The organism is Acrocarpospora catenulata (assembly GCF_018476525.1).
Lineage (GTDB): Bacteria > Actinomycetota > Actinomycetes > Streptosporangiales > Streptosporangiaceae > Acrocarpospora > Acrocarpospora catenulata.
This window is the reverse complement of the sequence record NZ_JAHCST010000001.1, coordinates 78,673-97,719: the sequence shown is the minus strand read 5'-3', so window position 1 is coordinate 97,719 and position 19,047 is coordinate 78,673. Positions and strand designations below refer to the sequence as shown.

Annotated in this window: 16 protein-coding genes; 4 read left to right on the top strand and 12 right to left on the bottom strand. The window is 71.0% G+C overall.

Going from position 1 to position 19,047, the window contains the following annotated elements; all coding sequences use genetic code 11:
• Positions 1-338 precede the first annotated feature (338 nt).
• The 3 genes from KIP79_RS00420 (at position 339) to recD2 (ending at position 5,012) form a co-directional block, all read left to right on the top strand.
• A complete protein-coding gene (locus KIP79_RS00420; protein WP_214102632.1) occupies positions 339-806 on the top strand; it encodes a MarR family winged helix-turn-helix transcriptional regulator in 468 nt (155 codons plus the stop codon).
• A 320-nt stretch (positions 807-1,126) separates the two neighbouring features.
• Positions 1,127-2,785 (top strand): hypothetical protein, encoded by a 1,659-nt coding sequence (locus KIP79_RS00415; RefSeq protein ID WP_214102631.1) that lies wholly within the window; start codon positions 1,127-1,129, stop codon positions 2,783-2,785.
• A gap of 91 nt (positions 2,786-2,876) precedes the next feature.
• On the top strand, positions 2,877-5,012 hold the full coding sequence (gene recD2 / locus KIP79_RS00410) for an SF1B family DNA helicase RecD2 (RefSeq protein WP_308169482.1): 2,136 nt from the start codon (positions 2,877-2,879) through the stop codon (positions 5,010-5,012).
• On the opposite strand, the gene KIP79_RS00405 is transcribed toward recD2, so the two are convergent.
• Positions 5,009-6,196 (bottom strand): thiolase family protein, encoded by a 1,188-nt coding sequence (locus KIP79_RS00405; RefSeq protein WP_214102629.1) that lies wholly within the window; start codon positions 6,194-6,196, stop codon positions 5,009-5,011. The genes recD2 and KIP79_RS00405 overlap by 4 nt on opposite strands.
• Before the next feature lie 80 nt (positions 6,197-6,276).
• On the opposite strand from KIP79_RS00405, the gene KIP79_RS00400 reads away from it, so the two are divergent.
• A complete protein-coding gene (locus KIP79_RS00400) occupies positions 6,277-7,440 on the top strand; it encodes a CaiB/BaiF CoA transferase family protein (protein WP_214102628.1) in 1,164 nt (387 codons plus the stop codon).
• A gap of 46 nt (positions 7,441-7,486) precedes the next feature.
• On the opposite strand, the gene KIP79_RS00395 is transcribed toward KIP79_RS00400, so the two are convergent.
• The 11 genes from KIP79_RS00395 to KIP79_RS00345 form a co-directional block, all read right to left on the bottom strand.
• Entirely contained in the window at positions 7,487-8,596 is a 1,110-nt protein-coding gene (locus KIP79_RS00395; protein WP_214102627.1) for an ABC transporter substrate-binding protein, read from the bottom strand.
• Positions 8,597-8,654: 58 nt separating this feature from the next.
• A complete protein-coding gene (locus KIP79_RS46290; protein WP_214102626.1) occupies positions 8,655-9,548 on the bottom strand; it encodes an ABC transporter permease in 894 nt (297 codons plus the stop codon).
• Positions 9,545-10,360, bottom strand: a complete 816-nt coding sequence (locus KIP79_RS00385) for an ABC transporter ATP-binding protein (protein ID WP_214102625.1) — start codon at positions 10,358-10,360, stop codon at positions 9,545-9,547. Before KIP79_RS00385 ends, KIP79_RS46290 begins: the two co-directional genes overlap by 4 nt.
• A gap of 191 nt (positions 10,361-10,551) precedes the next feature.
• Positions 10,552-12,000 (bottom strand): MFS transporter, encoded by a 1,449-nt coding sequence (locus KIP79_RS00380; protein ID WP_214102624.1) that lies wholly within the window; start codon positions 11,998-12,000, stop codon positions 10,552-10,554.
• On the bottom strand, positions 11,997-12,866 hold the full coding sequence (locus KIP79_RS00375; protein ID WP_214102623.1) for a DODA-type extradiol aromatic ring-opening family dioxygenase: 870 nt from the start codon (positions 12,864-12,866) through the stop codon (positions 11,997-11,999). Before KIP79_RS00375 ends, KIP79_RS00380 begins: the two co-directional genes overlap by 4 nt.
• 22 nt (positions 12,867-12,888) lie before the next feature.
• Complete coding sequence (locus tag KIP79_RS00370; protein WP_214102622.1) at positions 12,889-14,076, bottom strand: FAD-dependent monooxygenase; 1,188 nt, start codon at positions 14,074-14,076, stop codon at positions 12,889-12,891.
• Positions 14,077-14,134: 58 nt separating this feature from the next.
• Positions 14,135-15,418, bottom strand: coding sequence for an FAD-dependent oxidoreductase (locus tag KIP79_RS00365; protein WP_214102621.1), 1,284 nt, complete (start codon positions 15,416-15,418; stop codon positions 14,135-14,137).
• Positions 15,415-16,047, bottom strand: coding sequence for a nuclear transport factor 2 family protein (locus KIP79_RS00360; protein WP_214102620.1), 633 nt, complete (start codon positions 16,045-16,047; stop codon positions 15,415-15,417). The genes KIP79_RS00365 and KIP79_RS00360 overlap by 4 nt, the downstream gene beginning before the upstream one ends.
• On the bottom strand, positions 16,044-17,048 hold the full coding sequence (locus KIP79_RS00355) for a dihydrodipicolinate synthase family protein (RefSeq protein ID WP_214102619.1): 1,005 nt from the start codon (positions 17,046-17,048) through the stop codon (positions 16,044-16,046). The genes KIP79_RS00360 and KIP79_RS00355 overlap by 4 nt, the downstream gene beginning before the upstream one ends.
• Positions 17,048-17,548 carry a cupin domain-containing protein gene (locus KIP79_RS00350; RefSeq protein ID WP_214102618.1) on the bottom strand — a complete coding sequence of 167 codons (501 nt, stop codon included), beginning with the start codon at positions 17,546-17,548 and terminating at the stop codon, positions 17,048-17,050. The genes KIP79_RS00355 and KIP79_RS00350 overlap by 1 nt, the downstream gene beginning before the upstream one ends.
• 29 nt (positions 17,549-17,577) lie before the next feature.
• A complete protein-coding gene (locus KIP79_RS00345) occupies positions 17,578-19,023 on the bottom strand; it encodes an aldehyde dehydrogenase family protein (RefSeq protein WP_214102617.1) in 1,446 nt (481 codons plus the stop codon).
• Between the last annotated feature and the right edge of the window lie 24 nt (positions 19,024-19,047).

The following is a 19,047-nucleotide window of genomic DNA, read 5'->3' as shown; positions in this document are numbered from 1 at the left end:
CATTCTCATGGAGGCCCCCTTGCCGCGGGCGGCACCCCCATCGGGGGATCTTCGCGCGGTGGAACGCCGAGGACGCCACCACGTCCTCGTGCCGGGAATCCTGACAATGCTCAGAACGGGAATCCACCGGAATTTCGGCGCGGCCGGGATCCTGGTCACGGCACGCCCGGTCCACGCCAATCCAGGAAATTTCACTTCAGGTCTTGGCGAAGCGCATTTACTAGTCGAAACTAGTAGCTGTCAGGCTTGTTCCACTAAAACTATTCTCGCTGGTGGGGATACCCGGTGCCGCGCATTCCGGGTTGCGTTTTTTCGCAAAGTAACGCGGGAGATAGGAATTGGGCTACGGTTCGGCACAGGCTTCCGCCGGGAATGACCCGGCGCCCATCAGCCATGAGGAGCTGACCCGGCTGCGGATGGCCATCGGCCGGTTGGGCCGGGTGCTCCGCCAGCAGAACGACGAGGGGCTCTCGTACGCGCTGATCTCCGTGCTCTTCAACGTGGCCCGCAACCAGCCGACCACGGCCGGGGATCTGGCCACCAGCGAGGGTGTCAGCCCGCCCTCGGTGACCCGCTCCCTCAACCGCCTGTACGACCTCGGCCTGATCTCCCGCGAACAGGACAGCGTGGACCGGCGTACCACCCTGATCAGGCTCACCCACGCCGGCATGCTGGAGCGGGCCCGCATCCTGCGCAGCCGCGAGGTCTGGCTCTCCGAGCACCTCAAGCGCCTGTCCCCGGAGGAGCTGACCGCCCTGCTCAGAGCGGTCCCGGCACTGGAACGACTGGGCGATCCGGAGCGATAGATCCGATGTCTAGCCGGGCGACCTACTCGCCCCGACTGGAGCGATCCAGCCTCGCGCAGCTTCTTGCAGGCAGCCTGTCCAGAAGTTTCCTCCGCACATTTTGGCTGTTGCGTTTGTGCATCAAATCCTGTCAAGATGACGCCAGCGGTCCGATGTTACGCGGCGATAACAGGCTCCGCTTCGTGTCTCCTGGTGGCGATCCAGCAGGCCTGTCGCCCGGTCCGGCGATACCGGGCGCGCCGCATCTCTCCTGTTGACGAGGGCAGCGACCTCCGCCAGGGGCGCGAGTACCAGAACGTCCCTCGACAGAAGGAGTGCACGTGGCCGTCTCGCGCCGGGGATTCCTGGCTTCCGCAGTGACCGGGTCCGCCGTGGCCGCGGTGTCGTCGTCGCAGGTCCTGTCGGCGATGACCAGCGCGGCCCGGGCGGCGTCGCCGCCCGGAGACGTGGTGGGCAAGATCACGGTCGGCTATCAGGGCTGGTTCGCCTGCAAGGGCGACGGAGCCCCCATCAACGCGTGGTGGCACTGGAGCGGCGCCAACAACCAGCAGCCGCCGTCGCCGAGCAACAACACCATCGTGGCCTGGCCGGACATGCGGGAGTTCACCAAGACCTACGTCACGGCCTACGCCAACCTGGGCAACGGCCAGCCCGCCACCCTGTTCTCCAGCTGGGACCAGCAGGTGGTGGACACCCACTTCCGCTGGATGCGGGAGAACAGCATCGACACCGCCGCGCTCCAGCGCTTCAACCCCAACGGCGGGGAGGGCCCCACCCGGGACGCGATGACGCAGAAGGTGCGCACCGCGGCCGAGGCCAACGGCATCAAGTGGTACGTCATGTACGACATCACCAGCTGGACCAACATGCAGTCGGAGATCAAGGCCGACTGGCAGAACAAGATGTCCGCGCACGTGGCCTCCCCCATGTACGCCCGCCAGAACGGCAAGCCCGTGGTCGGCATCTGGGGCTTCGGCTTCAACGACCCCGGCCGCCCGTTCGCCCCCGGCCCCTGCCTGGACGTGATCAACTGGTTCAAGAGCCAGGGCGTGTACGTGATGGGCGGCGTGCCGACGTACTGGCGGCAGGGCATCAACGACTCCCGGGCCGGCTTCGGCGACGTCTACCGGGCCTTCCACATGATCTCGCCGTGGATGGTCGGCCGGATCAGCACCATCGCCGACGCCGACAACTTCTACACCAACCTCACCGTCCCCGACCAGGCCGAATGCAACGCGCGCGGGATCGACTACCAGCCCTGCGTGATGCCAGGCGAGGTGACCAGAAGGCACCGGCGGCACGGCGACTTCATGTGGCGCCAGTTCTACAACGTCATCCGGGCCGGCTGCCAGGGCATCTACATCTCGATGTTCGACGAGTTCAACGAGGGCAACCAGATCGCCAAGACGGCGGAGACGCTGGCGAGCGTACCGGCCAACTCCGGGCTGCTGGCCCTGGACGAGGACGGCACGTTCTGCTCCTCCGACTACTACCTGCGCCTCACCCGGGACGGCGGGCGCATGCTGAAGGGCCAGATCGCGCTCACCCCGAACCGGCCCACCCCGCCCGTGGTCACCACCCCGCCGACGACCACGTACGTCGCGCTGCGCAGCCGGGCCAACAACCAGTACGTGACCGCCAACAACGGCGCCGCGCTCATCGCGGGCAGCGGCTCGATCGGGACCGCCCAGCAGTTCGAGCGCGTCAACCTGGGCAACGGCAACATCGCCCTGCGCGCCCGCTCCAACAACCAGTACGTCTGCGCCGAGGCGGCAGGGGCCCAGCCGCTGATCGCCAACCGGGCCGCCATCGGCCCCTGGGAGACCTTCGCGCTGATCACCAACTCCAACGGCTCGGTCACCCTGCGCGCCCAGGCCAACAACCAGTACGTCTGCGCCGAGGCCGCCGGCGCGCAACCGCTGATCGCCAACCGGGGCGCCATCGGCGGCTGGGAGCAGTTCGACCTCGTCACCGCCTGAGCCCCCTGAGCCCCGGCGCGGGCCCGCCGTTTCGTCGGTGGGCCCGCGTACGGTGGCCCCAGGTGGTCAGGCGAGGTGATTGGATCTCGGGGTGGAGGTTGCCGAGGTTTCGGTCGAACGGCTGGTGTTCGTGCGGGACGACGAGTTCACCGTCGCCCGCGTGAACGACGGCGCCGACGGCACCACGTTCGTGGCGGCGGGGCGGGCGCTGGCCGGCGTGCAGCCCGGGGAGACCCTGCGGCTGACCGGCGACTGGAACGAACACCCCCGGCACGGCCGCCGTTTCGCGGTGACCGCCTCCGAGCGCGTCGCCCCGGCCACCCTCCCCGCCATCCGCGCCTACCTGGGCTCGGGCCTGATCCGCGGCATCGGCCCCCGGCTGGCGCACGCCATCGTCGGCCACTTCGGCGAGGCCACCCTCACCGTCATCGACACCGAGCCGGACCGGCTCCGCGAGGTGGTCAACATCGGCCCGGCCCGGCAGGCCCAGATCAGCCAGGCCTGGCAGGACCAGAAGAGCATCGCGGCCCTGATGCTCACCCTCCAGGGCTTCGGCGTCTCCCCGCTGCTGGCCGCCAAGATCCACCAGGCGTACGGGGCCGCCTCGGCCGAGGTGCTGGCCACGGATCCGTACCAGCTGATCGGCCGGGTGCGCGGTGTCGGGTTCGGGATCGCCGACCGCATCGCGCTCCGCTCCGGCGTGCCGGAACGCAGTCCACAGCGGGTCAAGGCGGCCGTCGTGGACCGCCTGGAGTCGGCCGGGGCCCGCGCCGGGCACTGCTACCTGCCGCTCACCGCGCTGCTCGCGGAGACCGCCGAGCTGATCGGCCAGGAGCAGGCGCTGGTCCGGCAGACCCTAGACGCGCTCACCGCGGAACGCCGGGTGGTGCTGGAGGCCGGGCCCGGCCACACCGTCGTGTACGCCAAGGAGCAGCACAGCCGGGAGATCGCCCTCACCGGCCACCTGACCCGGCTGCTCAACGCCCCCTCGACCCTGCCGATGCGGCCCTACCTGGAGGACCCGTCCCTGCACGACGCCCAGCGCGCCGCACTGACCCTGGCCCTGACCAGCACGGTCACCGTGCTCACCGGCGGCCCCGGCTGCGGCAAGAGCCACACCGTGCGGGCCATCGCGGCCACCGTGCGGGCGATGGGCGGCACGGTGACGCTGGCCGCGCCCACCGGCAAGGCGGCCAAACGCCTCAGCGAGCTGACCGGCCTGCCCGCCATGACCGTGCACCGGCTGCTGGCCCGCGCCGACGCCGGCGGGGACGGCACCACGCTCTTCGACGACTCCCCCGCCCAGGCCGACCTGATCGTGGTGGACGAGGCGTCCATGCTGGACCTGCACCTGGCCACCCGGCTCACCGCCGCCATCCCCTCCGGCAGCCACCTGCTCCTGGTCGGGGACGCCGACCAGCTGCCCAGCATCGGCGCCGGGAACGTGCTGGCCGACCTGCTCCGGGTGGAGGAGATCGCCAGGGTGCGGCTCACGCACGTGTTCCGGCAGGCCGAGGACAGCGGCATCATCCAGGCGGCGCACCGCGTCCGGACCGGCTGGTTGCCCGAGCTGCCCGGCCGGGCCGGGTTCTGGTTCGAGGAGATCGACGATCCGCGGGAGGTGGCCGAGCGGGTGGTGCACCTGGCCACCGTCGCCATTCCCCGCAAGCAGAACATCTCCCCCGGCCAGGTGCAGGTGCTCTGCCCGATGCGCCGGGGGACGACCGGGACCGCTGAGATCGGGCGTACCATCCAGGACCGGCTCAACCCCGCCAGGGACGATCTGCCGGAGCACTGGTCGGGTGCGGCGGTCTTCCGGCCGGGGGACCGGGTGATGCCCATCCGCAACGACTACGACAAGGGCATCTTCAACGGGGAGACCGGCACGGTGACCGCCGTGCTGCCGCAGGAACGGCTGCTCCGGCTCACCACCGACGACGGCACGCACGCCGAGTACGGCTTCGACGAACTGGACGACCTCACGCACTGTTACGCGATCAGCGTGCACCGGGCCCAGGGCAGCGAGTACCCCTTCGTGGTGGCGCCCATCGTGGCCGAATCCGGGGGGATCATGCTGCGGCGGCGGCTGCTGTACACGCTGATCACGCGGGCGCGCTCCTGGGTGGTGCTGGTCGGCCAGCGGTCGTCGCTGGAACTGGCCATCCACCGCCTGGGCGCGCCCCGCAACACCGGGCTGGCCCGGCGGCTGTCGGTCGCCCTTTCTTAGCGCGCGGCGACGTTCTCCAGGACGACGGCCAGGCCCTGGCCGACGCCGATGCAGATGGCGGCGACCCCCCACCGTTCGCGCCGTTCGCGCAGCACGTGGGCGAGGGTGCCCAGGATGCGCGCGCCGGAGGCGCCGAGCGGGTGGCCGATGGCGATGGCGCCGCCCCTGGTGTTGACGATGCCCGGGTCGACCTCCCACGCGTCCAGGCAGGCCAGCGACTGGACGGCGAACGCCTCGTTCAGCTCCACCGCGCCGACGTCGCCCCAGCCGATGCCGGCCCGGCGCAGGGCCAGGTTGGCGGCCTCGACCGGCGCGTACCCGAACATCTGGGGTTCGAGCGCCGCGGCCCCGCGACCCGCGACCCGGGCGATCGGGTCGGCGCCGAGGCGGCCCGCGGCGGCCTCGGAGCCGAACACGACGGCGGAGGCGCCGTCGTTCAGCGGGGAGGCGTTTCCGGCGGTGATGGTGCCGTCCGGGCGGAAGGCCGGTTTCAACCCGGCGAGAACTTCCGGCGTGGTGCCGGGCCGGATCCCCTCGTCCCGCGCGAGGCCCGCGCCCTCGACCTGGACCACCAGGTCGTCGTAGAACCCGTCGTTCCACGCCGCGTCGGCCAGCGCGTGGGACCGCGCCGCGAACTCGTCCTGCCGCTCGCGGGAGATGCCGAACTTCTCCGCCAGCAGCTCGTTGGCCTCGCCGAGGGAGACCGTCCACTCCTTGGGCATCAGGGGATTCACCAGCCGCCAGCCGAGCGTGGTCGAGACGGCGGTCACGTCACCGGCGGGGAAGGCCCGCGACGGCTTGGGCAGCACCCACGGGGCCCTGGTCATCGACTCCACGCCGCCCGTCACGACGACGTCGGCGTCGCCGCTCTCGATGGTCCGCGAGCCGATCATGGCCGCGTCCAGGCTCGACCCGCACAGCCGGTTCACCGTGGTGGCCGGTACGGTCACCGGCAGCCCGGCCAGCAGCACGGCCATCCGGCCCACGTTGCGGTTGTCCTCGCCCGCGCCGTTGGCGTTGCCCCACACCACGTCGCCGATCTCCGCCGGGTCCAGCTCAGGGACCTTGGCCAGCACGCCGCGCAACGCGGTGGCCGCCAGGTCGTCCGGGCGGACACCGGCGAGCGCCCCGTTGAACTTGCCGAACGGTGTGCGTGCCGCTGCGTAGACGAAGGCCGATCCCATGCTTTTCCTCTTCACTGTCCGTACGCGCCCGAAGCCACCCCGGTTTGACCGGGACTTGGCGACCAAAGCATACTCCCCGCATGCGCTCACATGTTCGCTCTGAGAACACCCAGGGTCCCTTGACCGGGCTCCGCGTCGTCGAACTGGGCGGGATGGGCCCGGTGCCGTTCTGTGGCATGGTGCTGTCCGACCTGGGCGCTGACGTGGTACGCATCCACCGGCCCGCCGAGGTCGGCACCAGTCCGAACCCCGTGCTCGCCCGAGGCCGCCGGTCCCTGGCCGTCGATCTGAAGCAGCCCCGGGGTGTGGCCCTGGTACGACGCCTCATCGACCGTTCCGACGCGGTCATCGAAGGGTTCCGGCCCGGGGTCGCCGAGCGGCTCGGCTTCGACCCCGAGGACCTGTTCAGGACCAATCCCCGGCTGGTGTTCGGCCGCATGACCGGCTACGGCCAGAGCGGGCCGATGGCCCAGCGCGGCGGCCATGACATCAACTACGTGGCGGCCTCGGGCGTGCTCGGCGCGCTGGGCACCGCCGACCGTCCACCGCTGCCCCCGCTGAACCTGCTCGGCGACTTCGGCGGCGGCGGCATGCTGCTGGCGGTCGGCGTGCTGGCGGGCGTGCTCCGGGCCCGCGGCGGCGCGCCCGGCCAGGTCGTCGACGCCGCCATGGTCGACGGCTCGGCGCTGCTGATGGCGATGGTCTACGGGAACCTGGCGCGCGGGCAGTGGCCGGCCGAACGCGGCGCCAGCGTGTTCAGCGGGGTGCGTCCGTACTACACGACCTACGAGTGCGCCGACGGCGGTTTCGTCGCGGTCGGCGCCAGCGAACCGAAGTTCTTCGCCGCCCTGGTCGAGCGGCTCGGGCTTTCCGAGGTCGTCGACGTGGCCCGGCAGACCGACCGGTCCACCTGGGACGAGCAACACCGGCACTTCGCCGCCGCGTTCGCCGCCCGGCCGCGGGAGGAGTGGGCGCGGCGGTTCGCCGACGTAGACGCGTGCGTGACCCCGGTCCTCTCCCCCGCCGAGGCCCCGTACGACGAGCACCTGGCCGCACGCGCGACCTTCCTGACGGACGAGGACGGCGTGATCCACCCCGCCCCTGCGCCACGTTTCAGCGCGACTCCGGCCGGGGCTCCCCAGCCGGCGCCCGCGCCGGGCGCGCACACCGGCGACGTCCTGTCCGAGCTGGGCCTGTCCGCGGCCGAGATCGCCGCCCTCCGCGAGGAGAAGGTGGTGGTGTGAATCGAAAGGGCGGCGCCTCTTGGTGGAGAGGCGCCGCCCTTTTCGGTTAACGCTTGCCGGTCAGGGTGTTGACGTAGTCCAGATCGTAGATCTGCTCGATCGGCAGGTCCTCCGGGTAGGAGATGTCGCCGAAGGCCCGGAAGAACTTCTGCAGGTCGGGGAAGACGTTGGCGTTGGTTTCGAGCGCGGGGCCGAACACCGTCGGGTCGCCCTTGGCCAGGACGTCGCTCTTCTGCTCCATGGTCTTGGCCATGGCCTCCAGCACCTTCGCGTCGTCGTGGTAGTTGCCCTGGAGGTAGGTCCGCTCCGTGCGCGCCAGCGTGCGGAAGAAGGCGAGCGCCACGTCCTTCTTGCCGGCCAGCGCCGGCCCGACCAGGTAACCGGTCTGGGGCGACTTCGGGTAGGCGCCCGGGAAGATCTTGCAGCAGGACTCGCTGAGCAGCTGGTTGTGGTACGGGCTGATGACCTGCCCACCGTCGGCGGCCCCCCGCTTGAGGATCAGCGGGATCTCCGGCAGCTGGCTGGCCTCCCAGTTGATGTCGGTCGGCTGGAGGCTGTCACCGCCGGTCAGCTCCGTGGCCTTCTTCCACAGGAAGTACGACGTGCTGCTCGCCGAGCCGGAGGACGTCATGATCTTCTTGCCCTTGAAGTCCGCCGCGGTGAGGGCGGAGATCTCCGGGAACGCGTTGGTCAGGTAGATGCCCTGGGTGTCCGAGGACACCGTGCCGCCCGGGTAGGCGAAGCGCACCGACTTGTTGCCCGAGATGAGGTTCAGGACACCGGCCGTGAAACCCGAGTAGATGATGTCGAGCTTGCCCTGGGTGAGCAGGAGCGGGCTGTCGGTCGGCGGCATGTACTCCACCTGGACCTCGAGGTTCTCCTTCTCGAACTCGCCGAACTCCTGGCCGAGGAGGATCGGCAGGTAGACCTCCAGCTTGGAGCTCAGGCCGACCTTGATCGTCGTACGCTCCTTGAGCGCCTGCGGCGCCAGGGGGTCCTGGCCCGCCGCGGCCGTCGGCACGACGGTCACGTCCCCGCCGCCGGCGGAGGAGTCGCCGCCGCAGGCGCTCAGCAGAGCCGCCGCCGCCACCAGGGTGGCGGCCATCGCTCGCGTGCGGAACCGGCTGAGGTGCGGAGGCCGCGCAGTCCCATTCATCGAAACCGTTCTCCCATTGAACTCGGGTATTTCACATGCGTAAGAAATCGGGTGGGCTTCACGCGGTTCGCTTGCCGGCCGTACGCCAGGGCATCACGAGCCGCCCGACCCACATCACGAGGTACTGCAGGGCCACGCCGGCGAGCGACATCGTGATGATGCCGACGTACATCCGCTCGACGTCGTAGACCTGCCACGAGCTCCAGATCACGTAGCCGAGGCCCGAGGCGCCCTGCACCATCTCCACCGCGACGAGCACCAGCACGCCCATGCCGGTGGTGATGCGCAGCGAGACGAAGATCTCCGGGAGCACCATGGGGAAGGTGAGGTGGCGGAAGGTCTGCCAGCGCGTGGCGTGGGCCGAGCGCAGCGGCTCCTTCATGCCTTCGGGAATCGCCACGATCGCGGTCGCCGTCGAGATCGTCACGACGACGAACACCGTGAGGGCGATGAGGATGATCTTCGGCATCTCGCCCAGGCCGAACAGCAGCAGCATGAGCGGGAAGAGCGCGAGCTTCGGCACGGTGAACACCGCCGACACCAGCGGCTCGATCGCCATCCTGGCAGGTCGGAACGTTCCGAGGACGGCGCCGAGCACCAGGCCGAACAGCGCTCCCGCGCCCCAGCCCGCGAAGAACCGGAGCATGCTGACCTGCAACTGGTCGATCAGGTACCCCGAGCTCACGTTCTCCACCAGGCTCTGGGCGACCGCGCCAGGGGAGGGCCAGAACTGCGGGTCCAGGATCTTCGCCATCGCGAAGAGCTGCCAGAGCACCAGGACGAGGATCGGCGTCCCCCAGCGCAGCAGGTTGTCGCTGAGCTGGCCCCGGCGGCGGTAGGCCTTCGCGTCGCGTTCGGCGGGCCCGGGAACCCGTTCGATCACTCCGGCGGACGCCTGGCCGGTTCCCGTCCGCGCCCGGCTCGCGGCCGGAGTGCTGGTCTCGATGCTCACGAAATCGCCTCCAACTTCTTGCTCCGGCCGTCGGCCGCGACATTGGTGAGATCCCGGTTGACCTCGTTGCGCAGCAGGGTCCAGATCTCGTTCTCCAGGTGCGCGAACTGCTCGGTGCCGCGCAGGTCGGGGGTGCGCGGACGCTCGAACGGCACGTCGTAGCCGGCCAGCAGCCTGCCGGGGCGGGCGCTCATGACGAAGACCCGGTCGGCGAGCAGGATGGCCTCGTCGAGGCTGTGGGTCACGAACAGGACGGTCCGCTTCTCGGCCTGGCAGATCGCCAGCAACTCCTCCTGCATGACCGCCCTCATCTGGGCGTCCAGCGCCGCGAACGGCTCGTCCATGAGCAGGATGTCCGGCTCCACCACCAGCGCCCTGGCCAGCGACACCCGCTGGCGCATGCCGCCCGAGAGGGTCTGGGGGTAGGCCTTGCGGAAGTCCCACAGGCCCATCCGGCGGAGCCAGCGTTCGACCCGCTCGTTGGCCTCCTCGCGTGGCACCTTCGCGATGTCCAGGCCGAGGCGGATGTTGGCCTCGACCGTCTTCCAGGCGTAGATGCTGTAGTCCTGGAAGACGATCGAGACCGCCTGGGACTCCGGGCCGTCGTGGCGGATGCGTACCGATCCCGAGCTGGGGTTCAGCAACCCTCCAACGACCCGCAGCATGGTCGACTTGCCGCACCCGGACGGGCCGACGATGCAGACGAACTCGCCTTCCTCGATCTGCATGGTGAACGGGCCGAGGGCCTCGACCTCACCAGACTTCGTCGTGAAGTTCCGGCGGACGTCCTTCGCGTCAATCTTCGCGTTCAACGTGTGTGTCCCATCTTCTTCACCGCGCCCTCGGCTCTCACCGACAACCAGCGGCGACCAGTCACTCTGAGACGTCTCAGCTGTGACGAGGGACCGCGTCCCCTCGCCGACGTCGGTCCGGCACCCTTGATGTGTTCGCTGTGCGATCACAAGTTCGTTTTAAGAGAAATTAACGAGCATTTAGCGCCAAGTCAACGGTCGGACCGAATTCGTCCCCCCGGCGCGCGCACCCGGTCCGACCTCGCTCCCCAGACCGCGATCAGCAGCGCCAGCCCCACGACGACCAGGGACGCCACCAGTGCCGCGCGCAGCGCGGCGGCGGAGTTCCCGGCCTCCCGCAGCGCGACGCCGTAGACGGTCATCACCAGCGCGGCGCCGACGGAGGCGCCGATCCTGTTGCCGGTCTGCAACGCCCCACCGGCCACCCCGCTCATCCCCCGGGGCACGCCCTCCAGCGACAGGGTGAAGTTGGGCGAGGTCACGGCGCCGCTGCCCAGCCCGCTGACGAGCAGGGCCGGCGGCAGCAGCCACCACAGGGCGTCCGGCGGTCGCCCGGGGACCAGCACCGCGACGAGGGCGACGCCCGTCATCATCACCGACAGTGCCATCAGCACGACCCGATGTCGGAGCCGGGAGACCAGACGCCCGGTCAAGGGGGCGCTGATCGCCGAGCCCAGGGCGAAGGAGGTGAGCAGCAGCCCCGCGACGAGGGCGGTGACGCCGCGTCCCTCCTGCAGGTAGACCGACAGGACCAGGAGCAGGCCGGCGAAACCGCCGAAGTAGAGGGTGCCCACGCCCAGCCCGCTCGCGTAGCCGGGCAGCGTGCGCAGGAACGCGACGTCGAGCAGCGGGAGCCTGCCACGGCGCGACGTCCTGCGCTCCCACCGGACGAAGGCGAAAGCGAGCAAGGGCACGACGACGAGCAGGAACAGGCCGGCACGCGGGCCGTCCCCGACCGTGACGATCGGGTACAGCAACGCCAGCACGGTCAGCCCCAGCAGGATCATGCCGGGCAGGTCGATCCGCACCCGCCGGCGCAGTTCCGCCGGTTTGCGCGGCACCAGGCGCAGGACCGCCACGAGCGCCGCCAGCCCCATGGGCACGTTGATCAGAAAGAGCCATCGCCAGCCGTGCTCGGCGCCCGCGAACGCGATCACCGATCCGGACAGGAGGGGCCCGACGATGGACGACACCGCCGCGGTCAGCCCGTAGAAACCGAACGCGCGCCCCCGCTCCTCCCCGGCGAAGAACTGCTGGATGAGCGCGGCGGCCTGGGGAGTCAGGACGCCGACGCAGGCGCCCTGCACCAGCCTGGCCACGATCAGCCAGCCGATCGTCGGCGCGAAGCCCACGGCCGCACTGGCCACGACGTACCCGGCCAGGCCGGTCAGCAGGATCGGCCGCCGGCCGAAGGCGTCACCCAGGGCGCCACCGGCGACCAGCAGGAGCCCGTACGCCAGGGAGTACCCGGACACCACCCACTGGATCGCGGCGGCGTCCGTGGCCAGGGCGGAACGCATCGACGGGACCGCCACATTGACCAAGGTGACGTCGAGCAGCGAGACGAAGGCGATGACCAGGCTGACCCGCAGGACCCGCCAGCGCAGCGGATGAGCGTCACCGTCAGGCGGGTCGCTCACGGGTGGACCGGCGTGGTCCCGAACGCGACGCCCATGCCGGTGATCCACGGTTCGACGAGCTCGTAGCTGGTGAACGTCGCGGGCGGCGAGCCACCGGCGGCCCAGGCGGCGGCCCAGGTGCGCACCTCGTTGGCGCCGCCGCCACGGACGTCGAGCTCCGCCTGGGACAGGCCGCTGAAGCAGTCGGCGTCACCGTCGGCCATCCTGGCGAGCAGTTCCCGGTCCCACACCGGATCGAGATAGTCCAGCGCCGTCGTCAGCGACTCGGCACGCTCCTGCGGGGTGAACCGGCGGACGCCGGGGGCGGGTGCCGGGAACGGCGGGTTGTGGCTCAAGCCGCCGGTGCCGATGAACAGCGCCTTTCCTTCGTACGACTGGAGCGCGCGGCCGACCTGCTCCCCCACCCGGCGGGCCCGGGCGACGGGGAAGAGCGGGTAGCCGATCGCGTTGACGATGATCGGCACGAGCGGCACCTCCCCCGGCTCGTCGAAGAGCTGCAGCAGGGTCAGGCCGAGACCGTGGTCGATGGCGACCTCCTCGCCGACCGCCAGGTCGACGTCCATCGTCACCAGGTCCTGGAACAGGGTCTCCGCGACCGGATGGATGTTCAGCTCCAGCCTCGGTATCCCGAACTCCGGCAGGGTCTCGCCCGAGAGGATCCCGGTGAACGGCGGCCGGACCTGGTTGAGCAGGTTCATGTGGTCGGGGGCGAACATCACGACCAGATCAGGCCCGAAGTCGAGGATGAACTTCTTGGTCTCCTCCACAGCGGCCCGGTACTCGTAACCGGCGTCGCTCCGTTCCGGCAGCGCCATGAACGGGCTGTGCGACAGGCAGATGAAAGCCCGGTGCGTCTCGGATGTCATGGGTCTCTCTTCGTCTAGGGGGTCAGCGGACCGCCAGCGCCTCCAGGGCGGCGGCCTCGGCGTCGTAGTCGTAAAGCCAGGAACGGAACCGCACCGAGCCCGCGATCTCGGCGTCGCGCTCGGCCAGGTCCTGGAAGTGCGAGTCGTAGCGGCGGCCGTTCGCCCGCGCGCCGAGCTGGACCTCGGTGGTACGGCCACGGCGCAGGTCCTCGTAGTGGCGCAGGGCCTCGGGCACGTCCTCGGCGGTGGCGTCGGCCAGGAAGACCGAGAGGGCGACCGCGTCCTCGATGGACTGGTTCGCGCCCTGCCCGAGGTGGGGCAGCATCGGGTGGGCGGCGTCACCGAGCAGGGTGAGCCGGCCCCGCGTCCAGGTGGCGAGCGGGTCCCGGTCGTACAGGCCCCACCAGTGGGTCTTCTCCACCTCGGCCAGCAGGCGCGGGACGGGGCTGTCCCAGGTCGCGAACTCGGCGCGGAGCGTCTGGACGTCGCCCTCGGCGGTCCACGACTCGACGGTCTGCTGGTGCGAAGGGACGAAGCCGACGTAGTTGATCAGGGTGCCGCGGCGGACCGGATAGACCAGGAAGTGCCGCTGCTCGCCCATCCACAGCTGGGAGACGCCCTTCGGCCACCATGGCACGCGTTCGGCGGGCACCAGACCGCGGTAGGCGACCGAGCCGGAATCGACCGGCGCGGAGGGCTCGACCACGTACCTCTGCAGGACCGAGTGGATGCCGTCGGCCGCGATGACCGCGTCGGCCCGCACCTCGGCGCCGTTGTCGAAGCCGACGACGGCCGTCCGCTCGTCCTGGGCGAAGGAGACCGCCCGGTGGCCGGTGTGCACGCGGTCGGCGGGGAGCGCGTCGGCCAGCACGCCGACCAGGTCGGCGCGGTGCACGCCGAACATGCCGTTCCACCCGCTGGAGTCCACGGTCAGGATCGGGGCCACGGTCGCGCCGTCCTCCCGGTAGTACCGCGAGCCCTCGCCGACGGTCGCGCCCACCGCGGCGATCGCGTCACCGATCCCGAAGCGGTCAAGCAGGCGCAGGCTGTTGGGGGTGATCAACACACCGGCGCCGATCTCCCCCAGTTCGGGTGCCTGTTCGTAAACGTGGACGTCCATGCCGCGATGCAGGAGCGCGTTGGCGGCTGCCAGCCCGCCGATGCCGCCGCCGACCACGACTATCTGAATGGGGTCTCCTGCCACTGTCATCACCTGGTTCTCATTAAGCGGACAAAGGATGGGGTGCGGTTGACGGAGCGGCCGGGCATCAGGACACCGGTACGTTCCGCGCCGCCTCACCGGCGGCCGGCACGGCGCCGCGGCCGGCGAGGTAGCCGAAGACGGCGGCCTTCCCGAGCGCGCTGCCGATCAGGTAGCCCGCTCCGTGGAATCCGCCGACGAGCTCGCCCGCGGCACGCAGCCCGTGGATCGGCGCGCCCTCGGCGTCCAGCACGCGCATGGTGCCGTCCACTCGGAGGCCGCCGTAGGTCGAGGTCAGGCCTGCTTTGCAGGCGTAGCTGTAATAGGGCGGCCGGGAGAGCTCGCGCGCGGACTCGGCGAGCGCGTCGGCGGGCACCCCCATCCGGGCCGCGAGTTCCGGGAGAGTGGGCGCCTGGACGAGGAGGCCGTCGCGGGCCGCCGCGGCGAAGTCGCGGGGTTTGGGCGTCGGCCGGGACTTCGCCATCACCGCCTGGTCGAAGACCTGGAAGGCGAGTGCCCCCGGCTGCTCGGCCACCGCCCTGCCGAGAGTCTTGATATCGGCGCCCTCGTCGGCGAACCGCCGCCCGAGCGTGTTGACGACCACCGCGCCGTCGGACTGCGCGTACAGGAGCCGGGGCTCGACGCCCTCGGCCGCCGACGCGCCGAACGACGCCTCGACGAACTCCATCCCGGCCAGGGCGCCACCCGCGGCCAGGGCCAGCAGCAGGCCGTCCCCGTCGTTGCCGGCGCCGCCCATCGCGACGGCCTGGGCGCACTGCGGGGCGAACCGCGCCACCAGCTCCGGGTTGCGGGAGAACCCGCCCGAGGCCAGCACCACCCCGTACCGCGCCGTGATCCGCCTGCCGCCGTCCACGACGACGCCGGTCACGCCGTCGGACGTGTGGAGCAGCGACACCACCCGCGAACGTGTGCGGTAGTCGACCGAGGGGTGGTCGAGCGCCCTGCTGTTCAGGAGGCCGACGAGCGCGCCCGAGGGCATCGTGTGCAGCCGCCGTACCGGCTGCCCGGTGAGCGAGAACTCCGCGCCCAGTGCGCGGAGCCAGTCGTGGACCGCGAGCTGGGTGTCCACGTAGGCGTCCAGCAGCGCCGGATCGCTCCTGCCCCTGCCTGCCTCGGCGAGCGCCGCCCGGAGCCGCTCGGGAGAGTCGTCCACCCCCTCGCGTCGCTGCAGTTCGGTTCCGGCGAAGACGAGACCGCCCCCGGCCATGGCCGATGAGCCGCCGAAGTGCTCCGTCTTCTCCAGCAGGACGACGTCCGCGCCCAGTTCCGCCGCCGCCAGCGCCGCTGCGTGACCGGCCAGCCCGCCACCGGCGACCACCAGGTCGGTCATGGTTCCCCGACTCCCAGCGGGACGTCGGCGCCGGCGAGCCACCGGTCCTCGGCGTCGTGGAAGCGCTCGACGAGGTCAGGCCGGTCGAGGCCGGGCCGGTCGTCGTTGACGGGCTTGCCCTGCTGGGCACGGAAGTACGCCTGGAACGCGTAGCTGGCGCGGAAGGTGGCGAGTTTGGCGGTGTCGATGGCGGGCACCTGCCCTGGCACGACGGGGGCCAGGGTGTTCTTTTCGTAGACGCCGACGAACGAGCGCAGCCGCCAGCGGCCTTCGACCCGTTCCACCCGTGAGTAGTGGCGGCAGTAGGACGTCATGTCGCACTCGACACCGGCGAAGACGCGGCGGAACAGGATGGCGCACGGGGTGTCGGCCAGCGCCCTGTCCCCCGCGACCCGGACGAGCGTGGGACCGAGGGAGTGGATCGCGTGGCCCCCCGGCTCCTCGCCCATCGCCTTGGACGCGGCGATGAACTCGGCGGCGGTGCCGTCGAACCAGGACAGGAAGACCCGCGAATCGGGGTGATAGCAGTCGGCCATGAGGTCCCACCGCCGGGTGTCCCTGGCGACGCGCTCGGTCTGGGCGAGTTCGGCGATGACGAGCTTGTCCAGCCACTCGGACGCGGCGTTCACCGCTGTCCCCTCGCCGCGGCGGGCACCCTGGCCCGGTAGGCAGCGTCGAGTTCGGCGAAGCGCCGCGCCGACGCACGCGCTCCCGCGGCGTACTCCTCCGGGCAGTGCACGTACGGGGGACGGCACGGCCCGGCCTTGATGTAACCGGCGGCGTTGATGCGAATCTTCTCCAGCTGGATGTTGTAGCGGGAGAACAGCGCGAAGGAGCCCTCGGGGAAGAACCCGGCCGAGGCGGCGCCGAGTTCCCCGGCGATGGCGCGGGCCCCGGCGACGTCACCGCCGAGCAACCGCCGGCTGAGCTCGACGTGCGGGAGCGGCCCGCACGAGGCAGATCCGCTCCAGCACGCCACCACGTCCGTGGGGCCGAGCTCGTAAGCCGTGCACCAGTCGCGGTCCACCGGGAGCAGGCGGACGCGTCCGGCCACCGCGTTGAGGTCGGCCTCGAACTGGGGGCCGAAGACGGGGTACTTCGCGGCCACGACCTGGGGGATCCCGGCGAGCGCGGCGTACGCCTCGGTGCTGATCTTGCCCTTGAACGCCTCGGGGTTGTCGTAGACCATGATGCCGAGCTCGGGGACGGCCTCGGCGACGGCGCGGTAGTAGGCGACGAGGTTCTCCTCGTCGCACTGGGCCCACATCGGGCGGCCGAGCAGCAGGCCGTCGACGCCGAGGTCGCGCAGCGCCCTGGCCCTGGCGATCGTGTCGCGCGTGTTGAGGGTGGTCGCGCCCACCAGGACGGGGACGCGGCCGGCGGCGGTGGAGACGAGGATCTCGGCGAAGTCGCGGAGTTCCGCCCAGGTGAGGGTGGCGCACTCCCCGAACGTGCCGGTGCTCATGATCGCGTGCACGCCGTCGGCGATCAGGGCGTTGACGGCCCGCTCGGTCTCGGCGCGGTCCAGGGTGTCGGCCATGGCCGGGTCGTCGGCGCCGTCGAGGGCCGGCGTGGGCATGATGGCGAAGACGCCGCGCACGGCGTCGGCGGTCAGCCGCAGGGCGCCCATCAGGCCTCGCCCTGCCGCTTCTTCTGCAACTCGTCCCAGCTCAGCAGGCCGGCCGAGTCGCGGAAGTTCATGCCGAGCGCCTCCAGAATCTTGGAGTTCTCGATGATGAGCATGCGGACGGGCGCGGTCTCGCTACCGTTGTAGTGGCGGTGCCACATCATCGGCGGCACGCAGACGAAGTCGCCCTGAGCCCAGTCGTAACGGCGGTCTCCGATCTCGCTGTAGCCCTGCCCCGCCAGCACGTAGTGCACGGCCTCGTGGTGGTGCCGCTGCATGTCGGACGAACCGCCCGGGACGAACTCCTGGAGGAAGAGCTCGAACGCCTTGATGGGGGTGCCGAGCACGGGGGCCAGGCGGGCCGGGTTGTCGGCCGGTTCGTACCAGATGAGGTCCTTCTCGCGCACCACCAGGTCGGGGTTGTCCACCGGGCGCGGCAGCGGCGTACGCTGCGCCTTGATCTGGGCTCGCAGGGTGGCGAGCTCCTGCTCGAAGTTCTGCATGGGCGTCCTCTCAGCGATGGTTTGCCGGCTCAGTGGGCCAGCCGGATCGCGTGCTCCTCGACGTACTCGAGCAGGCCGAGTTCGGTCCGCTCCCTGCCGATGCCGCTGTGCTTGACGCCGCCGAACGGCATGTCGAAGGAGAGCGACGAGACGTTGTGGCTGTTGATGAACGTCGCGCCGGCCTCGATCCCGCGGGCCACCGCGACGGCCCGGTCGACGTCCGCGCTCCAGACCGACGAGCAGAGTCCGAAGTCGGAGTCGTTGGCCATCGCGACGGCCTGGTCGACGTCGTCGTAGGCGATCACCGGGACGACCGGGCCGAACTGCTCGACCTCGACCAGCTCGGCGCTCTGGTCGAGTCCGGTCACCAGGTGCGGGAGCAGGTAGTGGCCGCCGTCCCAGTCGACGGAGTCCGTCGGCCGACCGAGTTCGCGGACGGCGCCGCCGGCGGCGCGGGCGCGGGCCAGCAGCCCTTCGACGCGTGCGCGGGCGGCGGCGGTGATCAGGGGACCGAAGGTGGCCTGCTCGTCCAGGCCGTGGCCCACGCGGTATCCGTCCACCACCGAGGCGATCGCCTCGACCACCTCGTCGTGGCGTGCGCGGGGGACGTAAAGCCGCTTGACCGCGAAGCAGATCTGGCCGGCGCGGGTGTAGATCCCCCGGGCGAGCAGGTGGGTCGCGGCGTCCAAGTCCACGTCGTCGAGGAGGATGGCGGGGTCGTTGCCCCCCAGCTCCAGGCTGACGCGCTTCACGCCGTCGGCCGCCGTGGCCATAATCTGGCGGCCGACCGCCACGCTGCCGGTGAAGGAGACCTTGCGCACGCCGGAGTGGGCGACGAGGGCGTGGCCGACCTCGGCGTCGCCGTGCACGACGTTGACGACCCCCGGCGGGAGCAGCGCGGCGACGGTGCGGAGCACCTCCGCGACGACGACGGGGGCCAGGATCGACGGCTTGACCACGGCGGTGTTGCCGGCGATCAGCGCGGGGGCCAGCTTGGAGACGGTGAGGACGACCGGCGAGTTCCACGGGACGATCAGGGCGCACACGCCGACGGGCCGGCGTGCCACGGACAACCAGTGCTGGCCGTTGTCGGTGGTGCGCTCCCCGAGCACGCCGGGCGCGCGGCCGAGGAAGTCGTCGAAGAGGTCCGCGCCCCGGGAGAGGTCCATCGTCGACTCGAACAGGGTGCCGCCGTTCTCCCTGGCCAGGATCGGCGCCAGGTCGTCGATCCTCGCCCGTACCGCGGCGAGGGCGTCCGCCAGCAGGTTCAGGCGCTCCTGGAGCGGTGTGGCCGCCCAGCCGGGGCCGGCGAGGGTGGCCGCCGCGACCGCGGCGGCGACGTGCTCGGCACCGGCTTCGGCGATCGTCGCGACCACATCGGCGGTACGCCCCGGGTCACGGACCTCGATCCGCCGGTCGGTCGCCACCGGACGCCCGTCGATGAACAGGTCGCCATGGGTCGCCTGGAGCTTCATGTCCCCCTCCTCATGTGTTCGCTG